We start from the raw sequence: 16,445 nt of genomic DNA, 5'->3' as shown, positions 1-16,445 counted from the left end.
ATATGGCATAAACAATCGTAAATTTAAAAGGGCACGTCATAAATTGGGCAAGAGGAATTATTTATGGTAAAAATTATGGTGACTGGTATTGGAGGCCCAGCCGGTCGTAATGTTACATTACTCCTTTTAGAAAAAGGACATACCGTCATTGGCGTTGATATGCAGAGGATCTCGTTTCCAGGGGTCAAGGTGCATAGGATTCCTCCTGCTTCACACCCTTCGTTCTTGGAAAAACTATATACTCTTACGGTCGAGGAGAGCATTCAACTGCTGATTCCAACTGTGAGTGAGGAATTGCCAATCTTAGCCTCAGAATGGAAAAACTGGAGTGACATCCCGGCGGTCATTGGCCAATATCAACCAGTCTCCGATGCAGATGATAAATTTCTGACATATAAACGGCTTTCGAGCCATGGAGTATGTGTTCCCAGGTACTTACTGCCTTCACAGGTCTCTTCGCCTGAGGAGATCTCGCTTAATTTGGGATGGCCGTGCCTGAGTAAGCCGCGAGTAGGTAGAGGCGGTAGAGAGGTAATTGTCAGAAATATAAAGGATTGGCCTGCAATCTCCATGCTTGATGACAGATATATATTGCAGGAATTTATCCCTGGAACGGATTACGCACCTGAGGTATATATTGGGAAAAAATCTGTTATCGTAGTTTTAGAAAAGACCAGGCTAAAAGAGGGAATCGTGGGCAACGCAGCTGAAGTGAAGCGCGTAAACGCTCCTGACGTGGCAGATATAGCTATATCTGCAGCAAAGGCCATGAATCTGACCGGTCCAATGGACATAGATATTCGCCGTCGAAACGATCACAATCCTGTAGTTCTGGAGGTCAATGCCAGGTTTGGAGCAAATATTGCCCAGGCCAAAGAAGTACTGGATGCAGTTCTGGAAGATTTTGGAGTTTGCTAATGGAGCCACTTCTTTTATTCTTCTATATTATAGGATTCACCTGCTTTTCTGTAGGTATTCTGACAATTCCATATTATCCACTATCTTTAGCTTTCGAAATGCGCAAAAGCAAACAGCATATATTCCACAGCAAGAATCCCTTTGTCTCTATAGTGGTACCGGCCTATAATGAAGGAAAAGTGATAGGTCATTGTATAGAGTCCATTTTAGCATCAAACTATTCGGAATATGAGGTCATCCTGGTGGATGATGGTTCGTCTGATAATACACTTGAAGAGATGCAGCGTTATGAAACGAACTCCCGTGTAATTGTGGTAACCAAGAAAAATGGAGGCAAAGCCTCAGCTCTTAACGTGGGACTGAACCTGGCCAAAGGAGAAGTTCTATTCTTCGTCGACGCTGACGGCATCTTTGCTCCTGATACCATAAGCAAGATGCTCAGTGGTTTTATCAGCGAAGATGTAGGTGCAGTATGTGGCAACGATGCTCCTATTAACCTTGATAAGCTTCAGACACAACTGGCAAACTTGCTTACTCACGTAGGTACAGGCTTTGTGCGTAGAGCGCTGTCTACTATCGATTGCCTTCCGGTCGTGTCTGGCAATATAGGCGCCTTCCGACATAGCACTCTTGAAAAGACTGGACCCTTCTTGGAGGGATTTATAGGCGAAGACATGGAATTGACCTGGCGCGTGCACAAAGCAGGTTACAAAATAGTGTTTCAACCTTGGGCCATAGTATATGCAGAAGCACCCTCAACTATCACGGGCCTGTGGAAGCAGCGCGTGCGATGGGCGCGTGGGCTACTTAAGACCGCTTATATTCACCGAGATATGTTATTCAATCCAAAGTATGGCCTTTTTGCCTTTTATTTGCCGATTAACTTAATATCAATGATTATCATACCTTTACTACAGTTGATATCAATCATAATGTTGCCAATCTTGCTATTTCGCAACATTAATCCCATCCCTTTGAGCTGGATAGGCATCATGGGTTGGCTTGGTATGTTCTCTTCCGTTTTTGCATTATTATTTTCTATTGCCCTTGACCGAGCTTGGTTCGATTTAAAATACTTCTACGTGATACCATTATGGGTACTATATTCCTTTATGATGGATATAGTAATGTTATGGGCGATCATCGTTGAGCTGCGTAGAGAGGAGGCAAAATGGAACAAGCTAGATCGGACCGGTATTGTAAGCCGCTGAGAGATCCCAACGCAATAATATGCAGAAATACATTCCTCTGCAAGGGTACAATTATATCCTAAAATAGCTTAAAATAGCCTAAAATATCTTAAAATAATCTAAAATAGTTTAAAATAGCCTAAAATAGCTTAAAAACGTAGCCTAAAACCCGAGGCGAAAATTTTTGCAACAGACCGACTAATTCAAAGTCAAATTTTTGTATACTTAACATGATTAAGTTCTCTTGTTCTCGAATTCTCAAAACATAAACTTAATAATTTTTTGAGTTTACAGAAATTAAGGCACACTGCCAGAGGACACCTGTGTAATGTATACCCTTAAATTTCTAGTTAGTTCAATGCATTTATTTCATAATTTTTTGCAATGAATTTGTTTTCTTTTTCATTAAAAATCTTAACTCTCTCTCGCTTAGGGAATAAACTAATTCACGAATTCTATCTTTTGATATTGTTTTTCCACGAGGTTTTGCATTTTTCCCTCTCTATTGCTTTTAAATTTACCAGAAATTTTTTATACATTTAATGCTATTTATTCTTTAAGTGCCAAAAATTTTGTATGAAATAAACTGAAAAATATGAAGAAAATTTATTCCCTATATGGTATAAAAAATGTACTTATTTTTTAAATTCGATACCTATAGGCCCAAACATCAATTTATCTTTCTCTCTGCGGGAGGCACGCTGAAAAATTCAATACTGTGTTTTGATGATTCCGAGTGAAACATTATCAAGAGCAGTGTTATTGAAAAATATATTTCCTATTCGTGGCAGAGTTAAGGTAAAATATAATTTATTTCAATGAAATTAAAATTTTATTGTTTGGCATGATTTGTAACTAATACTATATAAACCAGAAAATATAAAAATGTTTAAATTTACTCACCTAATATTAATAAAAACGATTTTTGATGTTATTTTATCCATATAGAAAATTTAAAATCCTAATTTAATATTAATGTATTATATGTAACTTTTTATCCATATCACATAAATTTACATTTTTATTGTGAGATTTTTTGCAATAAAACTTTATACTAAATAAAAAGGATTTATAATATGGTGAAAACATGCGAAAATCGATATTCATATTAATTGGAATTATATTACTTATATCAAATGCAAGTGCCCTTAGTTGGTCGGGATATGACTGGACACTTAAAAGTGGTATAAAAGGTCCCGGGTCAAACTATTGGAACCCAAATAACGCATATGTAGATTCAAATGGAAATTTACACCTTGAACTAAATTATTCAGATGATCGTTGGAATTGTGTTGAACTAGACAGTGTTAAAGACTTTAAATACGGTAAATATACATGGGTAGTATCTTCACAATCATTAAATCTTGATGAAAATGTAGTGCTTGGACTCTTCACATATACAGATGATAATCATGAGATTGATATTGAATCCGGTCAGTGGGGTGACTCAAGCTCAGACCATCTACATTTCACATGCCAACCAGACCAAACAATAACGTTTGTACCACCTACTTCTAGTTATATAAACGCAACTGGTGTGACTTATACATTTGACTGGCAACCAACCTACATACATTACACTGCTATAGCATCAGATGGCAAAATTATTGCTAATTGGTACTGTACAGATACTGGATCTATTCCTACAGTAAATGCAAAAGTAATGATGAACCTCTGGTTGCAGCGTGGTGTACCACCAAGTAATAACAAACCAGTAGAAGTGATTATACGCTCTTTTTATTGGTCATCGGATAAGGACTTTTTTTGCCATGGACCGATTTTGAATTAGAAACCATCTTTCAATTTTGGCCTGTTTACATCCTTATTTCCACATTTTTAAGCACATAACTATCGCCTGATATCGATGCATGTGCTTAAACTTAAGCACATCATATGCAAGGTAACATTTCTAAATAGCAAACATCTGACCTTGCAGAGATAAGGAAAAGCATATCTGCGCCTAAAAAGCCAGAAGTTAGGTCACATGAAATCAACACCCTATTCCAGCCCACAACTTACTTACATATTTAACAAACGTTGTGGGAATAGACGCAGTTTGTCACGATTTCTCATTTAACCGAAGGCGCATGAATACGGATTAAGAGAACTAATTTTGAGTTTTGGAATGAGCTCATATATTGAGTTCATATATTAATTGAAAAAATAGATAAATATATCAGGTACCTGCGGAAGGTCAGATTCAGCCCTCTTGAGCGAACGACGTGAGCGAAAAGGGCACCGTCCTCCCGAGACGGGACTCGGGCGTTAAAACGTTTTCTCGAAATACAGGTACCCTCTCTCTTCTTTCTTGAAAGTAAAGCCATGCTTGAGGTACATGTCTATCGCTTTCGTGAGGGTTGAATCGGTTTTAAGAAACACGCCTGAGCAGTTTTTCTCAGCAAAATCGAGAGCAGTCCTGAAGAGCTTTTTTCCGTTGCCTTTGTCCCTGAAAGCTTTTTCAAGATAAATACGCCGGATTTCGCACCGGTTTCCGCCAAGTTTTCGGACGCCTGCGGTGCCTACGACTTTGCCGTCGACGATCCCCACGAAAAACGCGCCTCCGCTTCCAAAGTAATAACCGTTTATGTCATTGAGGTCGGCATCTTTTAGCCTGTCGGGTTCAAAACCGTGCTCTTTCAACACTCCAAGCACAACGTCATGAACTTCTTCATTTCTGGAATCGTCGTATCTCTGTATTATCATTTGACTCACTTCACAAGCCGTACAGTTCATTTTCTGTTTACCTGTCGGTTTTCAGGCTCTTTCTTAAGGGTTCGGGGTTGAGATAGCTCTGAGAACTGATATATTTTTTCGGATTTTTGAGGAAATCCAGAGAAAGAGTATAAAATATCTCCGTGCCGGTAATCAGGATATCTTCATCAATATCAAACTTGCAAGAGTGGTTGATTTCCACTATCTTTTTTTCCGGGTTTAAAGTACCCAGGGAAATGAAAATTCCTGGAACTTTCTGCAGGTAACTTGCAAAATCTTCGGCTGCAAAGGTTTTTTCGAGTTCAGGGTAGATTGTAAGTTTCGGGAAACTCTCCTGCAGCTTTGAATTTACAGCATTTGTGAACATAGGGTCATTCACAAGGACAGGATAGCCGTGCAGTATATCAAGCTCGTAGTCCGGAAAACCTGAAAATTCGTCTCCCTGCTTTACGTATCTTTTTGATACCTCGTCCAGGCACTCTTTTATTGTCCTGTCAATGATATCCGTAGTATCCCGGTCAAAGGTTCGGTAACTTCCGAGAATCTCTACAGTATCGGGAATCCTATTAAACTGGGCTCCTCCTCGAATCCTTCCCACTCCAATGATATACTTATCCGGGTCAAGCTGTTTTTCCAGGGCTGGGTAAAGGTTACTTAGAAAATCCGTTGCTATTCGGACGGGATCAATACAGCTTTTAGGCTTTGAGATATGGCCTCCCTTTCCTTTAATGATCACTTCAAACCGATTGGTGCTTGCCATGAAAGGCCCGGGACGGAAACCCACACTTCCTGATTCGTGATTGGTAAAGATATGCATGCCCATAACCGCATCCACACCTTCAAGCCCTCCCTCTGCAATTACTCTCTCCGAACCTCCTGGCGGAATTTCCTCGGCAGGCTGGAAGATAAGACGAACTTCCCCTGGAAAATTCCTGTTCTCCTGAAAAAGCCGTGCAGCCCCAAAAAGCATTGCCATATGTCCATCGTGTCCACAGGCGTGCATTACTCCATCGTTTCTGGAGATATAATCGCTATTTCTTTCAATCAACTCTTCCTGTACCTGCAGTCCATCCGTATCTGATCGAAGGGCGATACAGGGCCCAGGTAACTTCCCCCGGATGCTTGCAAGTACGCCGGTGTCTGCAATTTTTCTTGCTTCGACTCCCAGTTCTCCAAGAATTTTCAGGATTTTCTTCTGGGTTTCATATTCTCCAAAACTGAGTTCGGGGTATCTGTGAAATTCGCGCCTGAGCTGGATAATCCAGGCTTCAAGCTCTTCTGCACTCGGATTTTCTCTCAAAAGCATTCCCTCGGATGTTATGCATTTGCAGTTTATTCCGTTTAATGGTCTGCGACGTTTGTTATCTGTCAAAGATCTCTTCTAATAGATCTCTACTTATCGTAAGGTTATGTATTTCGTACTTCAGGAAGTTTTATTTTAATATATTTTAGTTGTATTTTACTAGTTCCTTCAATATATTTCCTTTTAGTATCTGTAACTTCATGTATATTATTCCATTTTTTTGTCATCTACTCAGAACTTTTCCATCGTGTGCCGCTTTTTCTGTAAATATAGAAAATTCAACACGTTTCCAAATAGAAAGCAAAATGAGGTAGTTTAGATGAAAAATTACTGCATTTTAAACTTTAAAAAGTGGACATTTTAAAGTTTAAAATGCAGATAAAACAAAGATTGGATCTGAAATCATAATTAATATTTAAATGTTGTTTACTAAATAAATATTTTTCATCGACATATTATTTTTTTAGAACTAATTTTTCATATAATTTATTTTAAATAAGTTGGAACCTTATTCCAGATTGTAACCTCACAGAAAATAGAGAACAGATAAAAACGAACGAATCAAAGCGAATGGACTTAGACTACTAAGGCAGTTTTGTTCAAAACGGGGAGATTTGCGAGTAGTGGTATAAAACGAAAAATCGGCTACTACAAGGTTCTTTTTTAATATGAAGTTTTTTCAAAAGTAGTGACCATTAAGGAGTGAGTAAATCAATGAAAAATCAAATCAGAAGGACAGTAGCTATTTTTTTGGCGGTATGTTTTTTAGTGTCAATGGCAGCAACAGCAGTAAGCGCTGAAGCATTAAAGAAAGGATATTCTATTAATCTCGAAAACGCCTCTTTGGAAAATAACAATTTTCGTCAGGTGCTCTATACAGCTCAGTACAGCCAATTGGTACTAATGAGCCTCGAGCCTAAAGAAGAAATAGGGACGGAAGTGCATGAGGATAATGACCAATTTTTCTATTTTGTGAAAGGTCAAGGGACTTGCATAATTAATTGTAACAAATATGACGTCAGTGAAGGATCTGCAGTGGTCGTACCGGCTGGTGCCTATCACAATGTAATCAACACTATGAAAAACAAACCACTGAAGTTCTTTACTATCTATTCACCGCCACAACATAAGGATGGCATCGTGAGAGCCACAAAAGCAGAAGCTGAAGCAAATCCTGAGGAATTTGACGGTGTGACTACTGAATAAAATATAAAAAACAGAAATAAGCTTTATTTTCATAAAGCAATTTTATTTTTTTCTTCTGAAATTTAGGTCTTAATTTTCTGGTACTTACATGAATTTCAAGTCTCCACATTACGGATCTTATGAATCTTCATGCTAGTCGTGTTTCGGATAGGTTCTAAGTTACACTTTCTAAAAACATCAGTTGTGTGGATCCTCTTGGAGTTTCTTAGAGGGAAAATCAGGAGCATTGTTAAAATTCTTTTTTATAATTTTTTGGATAAAAGTAGATTTTAGAGAATTTCTACGAAGCCAAAATACCTGACAATTATATACAGGAATGTTACAATACATCTCACGTTACTCGTTATCAGTTATTATAAAGCCTGGCCGTTAAGGTTCCATAGATCCGAGTACTCTAAAGTACTCCTATAAGTTCCAGGGATGATGGTATCAAATGCTAAAAACACGCCTGAGGGATTTTCTTGTCACGAAAGATAACTGGCTTTTTGCGGTTTCCGACTATTTCCGTAGGGATGGAATCCGCGCCACACTCCGTTACGTGCCCGATGAGAACGGAGAAAGGGAGTTAAACGGAATACGATACAAAAAATATGATTTTGGTCCGGCTTTTGAGTTCATGAGGAAGCACAAGCCTGAATGGGTGCAGGATGTTCATGTGGTGCCTGAATCTGAGGTAAAACAGGTGCTTCGTCCTGCAGATGCAATTCCCAGGCTTGTAAATTCTGACAGCCGCGTAAGGGCAATCGTAAAGACCCTTGACCTGGCAGGCATTCCCAGGACAAGCATGGGAGTTACGGGTTCGATGCTTGCAGGCCTCCAGAATGAGAGCTCAGATATTGACTTTGTTGTGTACGGCCCTGTATGGTTCAGGGCAAGGGATGCAATAACTTCTGCAAAACAACAGGAAGGTCCCATTGAAGAAATCAATGAAGAAATGTGGAAGAGGATCTACAATAAGAGGATTCCCGAGATCTCATTTGACGAATTCATGCTGCATGAATCGAGAAAAGGCAACCGAGGCATGGTCGAAGGCACTTATTTTGACCTTCTTTTTGTAAGGGAATGGGACCAGATAAAAGAGCCTCTTCTACGCGGGAAGGATACTGTCAAAATGAAAATCGAAGCCAGAGTTACAAATGCTGACTTTGCTTTTGACAGTCCTGCTTATTACAAGGTCGAACACGATGAGATCGACCATGTACTCTCGTATACCCACACCTATGCAGGCCAGGCGCTCCCCGGAGAGTTAATAGAAGCTCGCGGCATCGTTGAAGAAGTCGGAGATCTCAAGCGGCTTGTGGTAGGCACTTCAAGGGAGCCAAAAGGAGAGTGGATAAAGTCTCTTACCTGGCTTGAGAAGTGCGGATATCACTGAGAAAGCAAAATGCAAATTCAAGGAATGTAAGTTCTGTTTAAGGTATCCGGACTGAGATTACAGGTTAAAAGAGAACTCAACAGGGAAATCAACAGGGAAATCAACAGGGAAATCAACAGGGAAATCAACAGGGAAATCAACAGGGAAATCAACAGGGAAATCAACAGGGAAATAAAACCTGTAGAAAAAAGATTTTCCCAGAAAAGCCTCTCTTTTCCAATTTTCTTTCAGATTCCCTTTTTTACTCCCGGATTATCTCTTTTTATTAAATAAGCCATACAAAACCAGTAATTCAACTACTACAAAGTCCAATTCAAATCCTGGAGAACTCTTTGCCTCTTCTTTTTTAATATCTGAAGCAGGAATTCCCTGTTTATCCTCTTCAGATGTTTTCTCCTCGTTCAGGGTCTGATTTTTTCCGGTTATGGGCGAAAGAATTTCAACCGACTGAATTCTCTTTTCGCTGCCCGCGATTGCAAAGGGAGAAAAGCCTGGAGTTTCTGCGGTAAAGTAAAAGTAAACTTCATCTTCTCTGCTGAGGGTTGTAGGAAGCGGATTCCATGCTCCTTCACTGTAGCGGTACAGGGTTATGGCATCTTCGCTGACTTTCTGTTTGATAATCCAGGTCCTGCTAACCCTGAAATTTATTCGGGCATTTTCAAAATTTTCCTGGTTTGAAAAGCCGCTATTCCCAACCCAGAGATTTATATTCCTGTAGACGGTTCCGGGGGCAGGTTCCTTAACAATTGAAGATGTATTTTTTAGCATTTCTGCAATAGCGGTTGTTTTTCCGAAACTCCTTTTCGGATCGAATTCCACACTGACTATTTCATTTGCCTCGCCTTTAAAAGTAAAACATGTATGAGTGCCTTTGAAAACCTGTTCATTTGAAATTTCCTTCAGCTCGACATTCTTGGTTGATTCTGGAGAACCTGCGCCTCCCCCACTTCCTCCACCTCCTCCACTACTTCCCCCGCGACTTTCTTCACTTCCTACGTTTTCTCCAGAATTTGAAGATTTTTCGGTCACAGTTATATATCCCGCTTTTTTCCGGGTACTATTTCCGTAGGTGTTATTTTCGTACGTATTATTTCCGTAGGTGTTATTTTCGTACGTATTATTTCCGTAGGTGTTATTTCCGTACGTATTATTTTCATATGTACTGTTAGCTGCCTTTAATATAACAGTGTAGGTTCCGGGATTCTCATACGTGTAAGCCGGGTTCTTTTCGTTTGAGTCAATGTTCCCGTTTCCGTCAAAGTCCCACTCCCAGGAATCAGGATTGAAGTTAGATAAATCCGTGAACTGGACAATCAGAGGTGCAGGCCCAAGGAGGGGAGTTGCGGAAAAGTTGGCTTCGGGCGAAGAAATAACCATTATTTCTGAAAATCCGCTCACGGAGACAGCAGGAACAGAATAAGCAGAAATCCTGCCAGAAAGTGTAAAGTTTCCAGGCTCGGAATCCGAAGGCACGGTCACATTATATACAACTGTCTTTTCTTCCCCTGCTGAAAGGTTCTCAACCCATATCCATTCCAGAGTGGATGCTTTGAATGTACTGGTTTCCTGGAACATAGCCCCATTATTTTCCCACTGGCTTACCTGCCACCCTTCAGGGAGATTTTCATCGAGCGTCAGGGCTTCAATATCCTGATCTGTAATTATATGTACGGTTACCGCAAAATTTTCGCCTGAATTAACTTTTTCGGCAGAAATCTCCCTGTTTGCTTCTATCCCTGCGGCTGAGGCAGGGAGAATTATCCAGGCAAATAGAATAATCAGAGCGAAGCCTGAAATAAGGCCTGAGAGTTCAATACGGCTTTTATTCCTGAAGGCTTTGATGAGATTCATAAGAGCGGATCCTTAGTTCTTTTCCATATTTTTCGGTTACCCGATTTTCTGCCATCGGATTCGTTTTTGAGCTTGTTTTTTTCTGATTTATCGTCCAGTTTGTTTCCTGTTATGCGCACATTTTTAGATTATTTCAAACATCAATTAAGCTATCAATTAAACCCACACTCTATAAAATTATTAAGTATGTAGTTGTGTATATTATTTATAACTGTCTTCTCTCCTGTTCTTCTAAAAATAAAAAATAGAATTATTACAGCCTGTAGCCTTTGAAAAAGGAGAAATCGAATAGGGAATATGATAGGAAGCTATTCAAAATCATGAGTTCATATTTAAAGCGTTGTAGAAAGCTATTGTCACGTCAATACTCAAAGGTCAAGTGATTCTAAATAGCTATAGTCGAAATGATGCTATATTTTAATACTGCCACCAGGTTCTTCGTTATTCTCTATGGATAATACTATTTTCAATTCAAGACCGCGTTGGATTTTATGAGAATATGATGAGATATTCACACAAGGCAACAAAGAGCCACAAGCTGTATTGGAGACCAAATAAATAACTTCAAACAAAACTGCAGCTAAAGCTAAATATAAATAATAAAGTTGCCAACTCCTCTTTCATGAAAATAAAGAAAAGTTATATCTGGCTTATTCTGGCATCAGGCTTGATTTTGACCGCATCTGCAGCTTTTGTGTATCCTGATTTTACCTTCCGTCCCGGTTTTGCGGAAAATACGGCTCAAGCAGATATGTCTGAAACTGCAGTTAACGGAATAGAATCCAGTTCAAGCATAGTTACCAGAGTACAGGTTTCAAACCCATTGGCGATCCTCACAGCAGGTGCTCAGGCAACTGATTCGGGTACTGAGGTTACTGTTTACAATAATAACCTTGCCCTTGTAAAAGAAAAAAGGGAACTCGATCTTGATTCCGGAGTGAACAGGGTTGAATATAAGGATGTTGCTGCTCTTATTGATCCGACATCAGTAATGTTTGAGGATACGAAAAATAAGAATACTGTCGTACTGGAGCAGAACTATGAGTACGATCTCGTGAGCAACCAGGAGCTTCTGGAGACATTTCTGGATAAAGAAATAACTGTAACCGAAAAAGAAGGAGGTACATACACAGGAGTTCTCATGAGCTATGATGACAATAAGGGATTGGTGCTCAAGTTAAGTGACGGGAAAGTTGTAACCCTTTCCGAAGTTTCGAAAGTGGAGTTTCCTGACTCTGCCGGGCTGCTTACAAAGCCTACCCTTATCTGGCAGGTCTACTCGCCTGCCGCAGGAAAGAGAAACGTCCTCACTTCCTATCTTACAAATGGGATGAGCTGGAAAGCAAACTACATCGTAAAGACCAGTGCGGATGATAAGAAGGCCGATATCCAGGGTTGGGTTACTGTTAATAATGAAGCAGGAACAACCTATGAAAATGCCAAACTTAAACTGGTTGCAGGGGAAGTTAACCGCGTAACTGTGCCACAGGAAACGCCTGCGAGAAAGGCAACTGCAGAAGGGGATGTTGTATATGAAACAGCCGAGGAAAGCTTTGTTGAGGAATCCTTCTTTGAGTATCACCTCTATACTCTTCAAAGGCCGGCTACTCTCAGGAATAATCAGGTAAAGCAACTCTCTCTGCTCTCTGTTAATTCCGTGCCTGTAGAAAAGGAAATGGTTTTTGACGTCTCAAAAAGCAGTGATGTCCAGGTCGCCCTGAGCTTCAACAATTCAAAAGAAAAAGGTCTTGGAATGCCTCTTCCTGCCGGTGTTCTAAGAGTATACAAAACTGACTCCGAAGGTCAGCTTCAGTTCCTCGGGGAAGACAGCATAAAGCATACCCCAAAAGATGAAGAGATAAAAGTTGTTGTCGGAAACGCTTTTGATGTAACAGGAAAAAGAACCCAGACAAATTACAATAAAATCAGCTCGAATGTCTGGAAAGAAAGTTACGAAACCGAAATCAAAAACCACAAATCTGAGTCCCAGAAAGTAAAAATCGTAGAAAACTTCTACGGCGACTGGGAAATCACAACTACCTCTGACCCATACGAGAAAAAAGATGCCTATACTGCAGAATGGGAAATAACCGTACCCGCAGACGGCTCAAAGAAAGTTACCTACACTGTGGAACGCAGTTACTAATCCAAATACCGCAGCAAATTGCCAAAAGCGGAATTTATACTGCCGAAACCCGCAAAAAATCCAATCCAGAACATATAACTGTGGAATAAATAAAAAAAACACAACCTTTGTGCCGTTTGATCACGTCGGATAGGGTTTAGGGGTAAGGACTTCGAGCTCAACCATTTCACAGCTTTCGATTAAGTAGTGATTTTCGGTCAAGCCTTTTTTGAAAAGGCTTGCAGTTAATATATTTTTTTGAAAAGGGACACGTGTTCCCTAAACGCAATTTTTGCTTCCCTCCAGAGACAGTACTCGAATGGCAATTCGGGATCTCAATACATTCACGGTTTGTTTAGAGCATATTTAACCAAACCAGCTATCAAATGCAGTAAATTCCGTAAACTCCTAAAAGTCCCAATTAGAGGTAACAAAATCATAAAAAGGGAGACCCAGAATTAAGGCTTTTAGCCAGGGTAAAATACACATGTAAATAATGTTTGAATTGAGAAGAATGGATCATATAAAATTCTTCACAATGCAGTAGCAATTTCATTCGTTTTTCATTCAGAGTTTTATCCTATCACAACGGAATTACGATTAACCGGATTAATAATTGACTAATTTATCCCTTAACTCTCTTTTTATTTTACTCATGTAGTTTCTAACCCCTTTTACTGGGGATCTTTCAACAATATTTGTCTTCGCTAAAATGAGAATTTGAACTAAACAGATAAATATATAAAGTTAAACTTATTTATAATTACTACTAAAATTTATAAAATTGCTACAAAGATCGTCAAATAAATATTGAAAACTTTTCACTCTGCGATTTAATAAATTTGGCAAGGAACTATAAGCAAAAAACTAAGGGGACTGCCGAAGTAGTAAAGATAACGATCTAAATGAGAACCTGAACAATGTCTTTGTAATGAGACCGGCAAAAATGGGTTTGCGTAATATTTACTATTATTTTGTTGCATTTGCTATGTGATGGCTGGTGTAACAATTGCTTATCTGCTTAGAGCCTATCCGAAAAGTCAGTAATGCATGTTGAAAAATCACGATAGATCTATAATATCAAAGTATCAATTCCGGTTTTACATAATTGCCTATTGTTAAAGTTACAGTAGATAATCACTTTTCGGATAGGCTCTTAATCTAGCGCTTCGATTCCAAAATAGATTCCTTATTTCCTGGAAAAAATTCATGATCGTTGGATCTATTTAAAGTTCAATTTTTATGAACCTACTTAGGAATCGCAGTACTAGATATAGACCAGAAGCCTATGGGAGAAGTTGTGTCAGGTTTGGAACTTCAAGTGATATCTAAATGAGAGCGTAGTAACAGTCAAACCATTTCTACAATTAGGTAATTTGCAATGTTAAGTTTAAATATCTATAGTAATTTTTACCAAAATTTAGGTATGTATTTAACTTTATTGGGTAGGTACTTTATCTCAATTGGAGGATCAAATATACTTTTACGAAGCTCTCATAAGTAAAAACTAATATTATCGTTCTTTTGGATTTAAATTGATGAGTGAAATTATTCTTGGCACGAGATTAAAAATTTAATAAATTAATCATTATTATTTTTAATAAAGTAGAGGGAAAAAGCTTGTCCAAAGTTGCATTAATAACTGGAATTACAGGTCAGGATGGTGCTTATCTTGCCGAATTTTTACTTGAAAAGGGATACATTGTACATGGAATCAAGCGGCGATCTTCTTCTTTTAACACGGCAAGAATTGATCATCTTTACAAAGATCCCCATGAGAGAAATGTTAATTTTTTCATGCATTATGGGGATTTGACAGATTCTACCAATTTGATTCGCATTGTTCAGGAAGTTCAGCCTGATGAAATATACAATCTTGCAGCCCAGAGCCACGTTCAGGTATCTTTCGAAACTCCAGAATATACAGCAAATTCTGATGCCATAGGAACTCTCAGACTACTGGAGGCTATCCGCATCCTGGGCCTTGAAAAGAAAACGAAGTTTTATCAGGCTTCGACCAGTGAACTCTACGGAAAGGTTCAGGAGATCCCCCAGAAAGAAACAACTCCTTTTTACCCAAGAAGCCCTTATGCAGCAGCCAAACTGTACGCATACTGGATTACAATTAACTATAGAGAAGCCTATGGTATTTTTGCATGTAATGGCATTTTGTTCAACCATGAATCTCCAATTCGTGGCGAAACTTTTGTGACAAGAAAAATCACAATGGCGGCTACAAAGATAAAATATGGCATGCAGGATAGGCTTTACCTTGGAAACCTTGATTCAAAAAGAGATTGGGGCTTTGCAAAAGACTATATAGAAGCCATGTGGCTGATGCTCCAGCAAGAAGAGCCAGAAGATTACGTTATAGCAACAGGCGAAACTTACTCAGTCCGGAAATTTACTGAACTGGCATTCAAAGAACTCGGAATCGATATAGTATGGCAGGGAAAAGGAGAAGAAGAAGTTGGAATCGATGCCCTTACAAATAAAGTCTTAGTTGAAGTAGATCCTGAGTATTATAGACCCACTGAAGTAGATATTTTGATTGGCGATCCATCAAAAGCAAAAAGGAAACTTGGCTGGGAACCAAAAGTCAGACTGGAAGAACTGGTAAAGATGATGGTGAAGTCTGATGAAGATGAAGTCCTGAAAAATTATCCTGCAGAGAAATTAGCTTCCAGTCAGGAAACTGAGGAAGATTCAGTAGAATCGGAATTAGATATCAGGAGTTTGTAAATTTCAGAAAAGTACCGCAAGAGGTAAAATTCTTTTTAAATAAAGGCGATCAAATGGAAAAAGGATCAAAAATTTACGTAGCCGGACATCGGGGCCTTGTAGGTTCAGCCCTCAAAAGAAAACTTGAATCAAGAGGCTACACCAACCTTATTTTCCGTACCCACAAAGAACTTGACCTTACAAACCAGCAAGCTGTAAATGAATTTTTTGAACAGGAAAAGCCTGAGTATGTATTTTTAGCCGCAGCAAAAGTGGGTGGAATTCTTGCCAATAGTACCTACCCCGCTGAATTTATCTACGAAAACCTGATGATCGAATCAAATATTATCCACTCCGCCTACAAATATGAAGTGAAAAAACTGCTTTTCCTTGGCTCTTCCTGTATTTATCCAAAACTCGCTCCTCAGCCTCTCAAAGAAGAATATCTATTGACTGGCCCCCTTGAAGAGACAAATGAAGCCTATGCAATCGCAAAGATTGCAGGCATAAGGCTCTGCAAACATTACAACGAGCAGTATGGGACAAACTTCATTTCAGTTATGCCTACCAACCTATACGGACCTAATGATAATTTTGATCTTGAAACTTCCCATGTAATGCCTGCACTTATCAGGAAATTCCATGAGGCAAAGGTAAATAATGAGCCTGAAGTTGTTGTATGGGGTACAGGCAAGCCTCTCAGGGAGTTCATGTATGTGGATGATATGGCTGATGCTTGTGTGTATTTGATGGAAAATTATAATTTTTCTGAGGTAGGAGAGTTTGTAAATATAGGAGTTGGAGAGGATATTACAATCAATGAACTTGTAAAATTAATAAAGGAAATTATAGGGTTTGATGGAGAGATTAATTATGATGCTTCAAAGCCTGATGGGACTCCAAGAAAGTTAATGGATGTTTCGAGGTTGAATGGATTGGGATGGAAAGCCAAAATTTTACTTGAAGATGGAATTAAAAAAACTTATGAATGGTATCAAGATCAAATAAGGTGAAAGATTTTGATTGCATAAATGAAGAATCTAA

The 16,445-nt window shown here is 39.0% G+C and carries 11 protein-coding genes; 8 read left to right on the top strand and 3 right to left on the bottom strand.

Annotation, left to right across the window (positions count from 1 at the left end):
* The first annotated feature begins 63 nt into the window (after nt 1-63).
* The 3 genes from MSVAZ_RS15135 (at nt 64) to MSVAZ_RS15125 (ending at nt 3,897) form a co-directional block, all read left to right on the top strand.
* Complete coding sequence (locus MSVAZ_RS15135; protein ID WP_048122304.1) at nt 64-918, top strand: ATP-grasp domain-containing protein; 855 nt, start codon at nt 64-66, stop codon at nt 916-918.
* Nucleotides 918-2,129 carry a glycosyltransferase gene (locus MSVAZ_RS15130; RefSeq protein ID WP_048122302.1) on the top strand — a complete coding sequence of 404 codons (1,212 nt, stop codon included), beginning with the start codon at nt 918-920 and terminating at the stop codon, nt 2,127-2,129. Before MSVAZ_RS15135 ends, MSVAZ_RS15130 begins: the two co-directional genes overlap by 1 nt.
* 1,066 nt (nt 2,130-3,195) lie before the next feature.
* Entirely contained in the window at nt 3,196-3,897 is a 702-nt protein-coding gene (locus MSVAZ_RS15125) for a glycoside hydrolase family 16 protein (protein ID WP_048122300.1), read from the top strand.
* 476 nt (nt 3,898-4,373) lie between these two features.
* Here the strand turns inward: MSVAZ_RS15125 and MSVAZ_RS15120 are convergent, their stop codons facing one another.
* Nucleotides 4,374-4,811 (bottom strand): GNAT family N-acetyltransferase, encoded by a 438-nt coding sequence (locus MSVAZ_RS15120; RefSeq protein WP_048122297.1) that lies wholly within the window; start codon nt 4,809-4,811, stop codon nt 4,374-4,376.
* A gap of 37 nt (nt 4,812-4,848) precedes the next feature.
* Nucleotides 4,849-6,126, bottom strand: a complete 1,278-nt coding sequence (locus tag MSVAZ_RS15115) for a M20 metallopeptidase family protein (protein ID WP_048122295.1) — start codon at nt 6,124-6,126, stop codon at nt 4,849-4,851.
* A gap of 711 nt (nt 6,127-6,837) precedes the next feature.
* Between MSVAZ_RS15115 and MSVAZ_RS15110 the strand changes: the two genes are divergently transcribed.
* Nucleotides 6,838-7,329: a cupin domain-containing protein gene (locus tag MSVAZ_RS15110; RefSeq protein WP_231592267.1), complete on the top strand. Its 492-nt coding sequence runs from the start codon at nt 6,838-6,840 to the stop codon at nt 7,327-7,329.
* A gap of 433 nt (nt 7,330-7,762) precedes the next feature.
* Nucleotides 7,763-8,704 (top strand): nucleotidyltransferase domain-containing protein, encoded by a 942-nt coding sequence (locus MSVAZ_RS15105; RefSeq protein ID WP_048122285.1) that lies wholly within the window; start codon nt 7,763-7,765, stop codon nt 8,702-8,704.
* Nucleotides 8,705-8,956: 252 nt separating this feature from the next.
* Here MSVAZ_RS15105 and MSVAZ_RS15100 read toward each other — a convergent pair whose 3' ends face one another.
* Nucleotides 8,957-10,555, bottom strand: coding sequence for a PGF-pre-PGF domain-containing protein (locus MSVAZ_RS15100; RefSeq protein WP_048122283.1), 1,599 nt, complete (start codon nt 10,553-10,555; stop codon nt 8,957-8,959).
* Nucleotides 10,556-11,177: 622 nt separating this feature from the next.
* Here MSVAZ_RS15100 and MSVAZ_RS15095 point away from each other — a divergent pair.
* The 3 genes from MSVAZ_RS15095 (at nt 11,178) to fcl (ending at nt 16,414) form a co-directional block, all read left to right on the top strand.
* Complete coding sequence (locus MSVAZ_RS15095; protein ID WP_048122281.1) at nt 11,178-12,701, top strand: DUF4139 domain-containing protein; 1,524 nt, start codon at nt 11,178-11,180, stop codon at nt 12,699-12,701.
* 1,599 nt (nt 12,702-14,300) lie between these two features.
* A complete protein-coding gene (gene gmd / locus MSVAZ_RS15090; protein WP_048122279.1) occupies nt 14,301-15,422 on the top strand; it encodes a GDP-mannose 4,6-dehydratase in 1,122 nt (373 codons plus the stop codon).
* 53 nt (nt 15,423-15,475) lie between these two features.
* Nucleotides 15,476-16,414, top strand: a complete 939-nt coding sequence (fcl, locus tag MSVAZ_RS15085; RefSeq protein ID WP_048122277.1) for a GDP-L-fucose synthase — start codon at nt 15,476-15,478, stop codon at nt 16,412-16,414.
* Nucleotides 16,415-16,445 lie beyond the last annotated feature (31 nt).

Source organism: Methanosarcina vacuolata Z-761 (assembly GCF_000969905.1).
Classification (GTDB): domain Archaea; phylum Halobacteriota; class Methanosarcinia; order Methanosarcinales; family Methanosarcinaceae; genus Methanosarcina; species Methanosarcina vacuolata.
The sequence above is the reverse complement of the archived record's forward strand: the minus strand, read 5'-3'. Positions and strand labels throughout refer to the sequence as shown.

Coding starts and splice junctions, on each gene's coding strand:
- MSVAZ_RS15135 (WP_048122304.1), top strand. CDS start 64: ATGGTAAAAATTATGGTGACTGGTATTGGAGGCCCAGCCGGTCGTAAT.
- MSVAZ_RS15130 (WP_048122302.1), top strand. CDS start 918: ATGGAGCCACTTCTTTTATTCTTCTATATTATAGGATTCACCTGCTTT.
- MSVAZ_RS15125 (WP_048122300.1), top strand. CDS start 3,196: ATGCGAAAATCGATATTCATATTAATTGGAATTATATTACTTATATCA.
- MSVAZ_RS15120 (WP_048122297.1), bottom strand. CDS start 4,811: ATGATAATACAGAGATACGACGATTCCAGAAATGAAGAAGTTCATGAC.
- MSVAZ_RS15115 (WP_048122295.1), bottom strand. CDS start 6,126: ATGCTTTTGAGAGAAAATCCGAGTGCAGAAGAGCTTGAAGCCTGGATT.
- MSVAZ_RS15110 (WP_231592267.1), top strand. CDS start 6,838: ATGAAAAATCAAATCAGAAGGACAGTAGCTATTTTTTTGGCGGTATGT.
- MSVAZ_RS15105 (WP_048122285.1), top strand. CDS start 7,763: ATGCTAAAAACACGCCTGAGGGATTTTCTTGTCACGAAAGATAACTGG.
- MSVAZ_RS15100 (WP_048122283.1), bottom strand. CDS start 10,555: ATGAATCTCATCAAAGCCTTCAGGAATAAAAGCCGTATTGAACTCTCA.
- MSVAZ_RS15095 (WP_048122281.1), top strand. CDS start 11,178: ATGAAAATAAAGAAAAGTTATATCTGGCTTATTCTGGCATCAGGCTTG.
- fcl (WP_048122277.1), top strand. CDS start 15,476: ATGGAAAAAGGATCAAAAATTTACGTAGCCGGACATCGGGGCCTTGTA.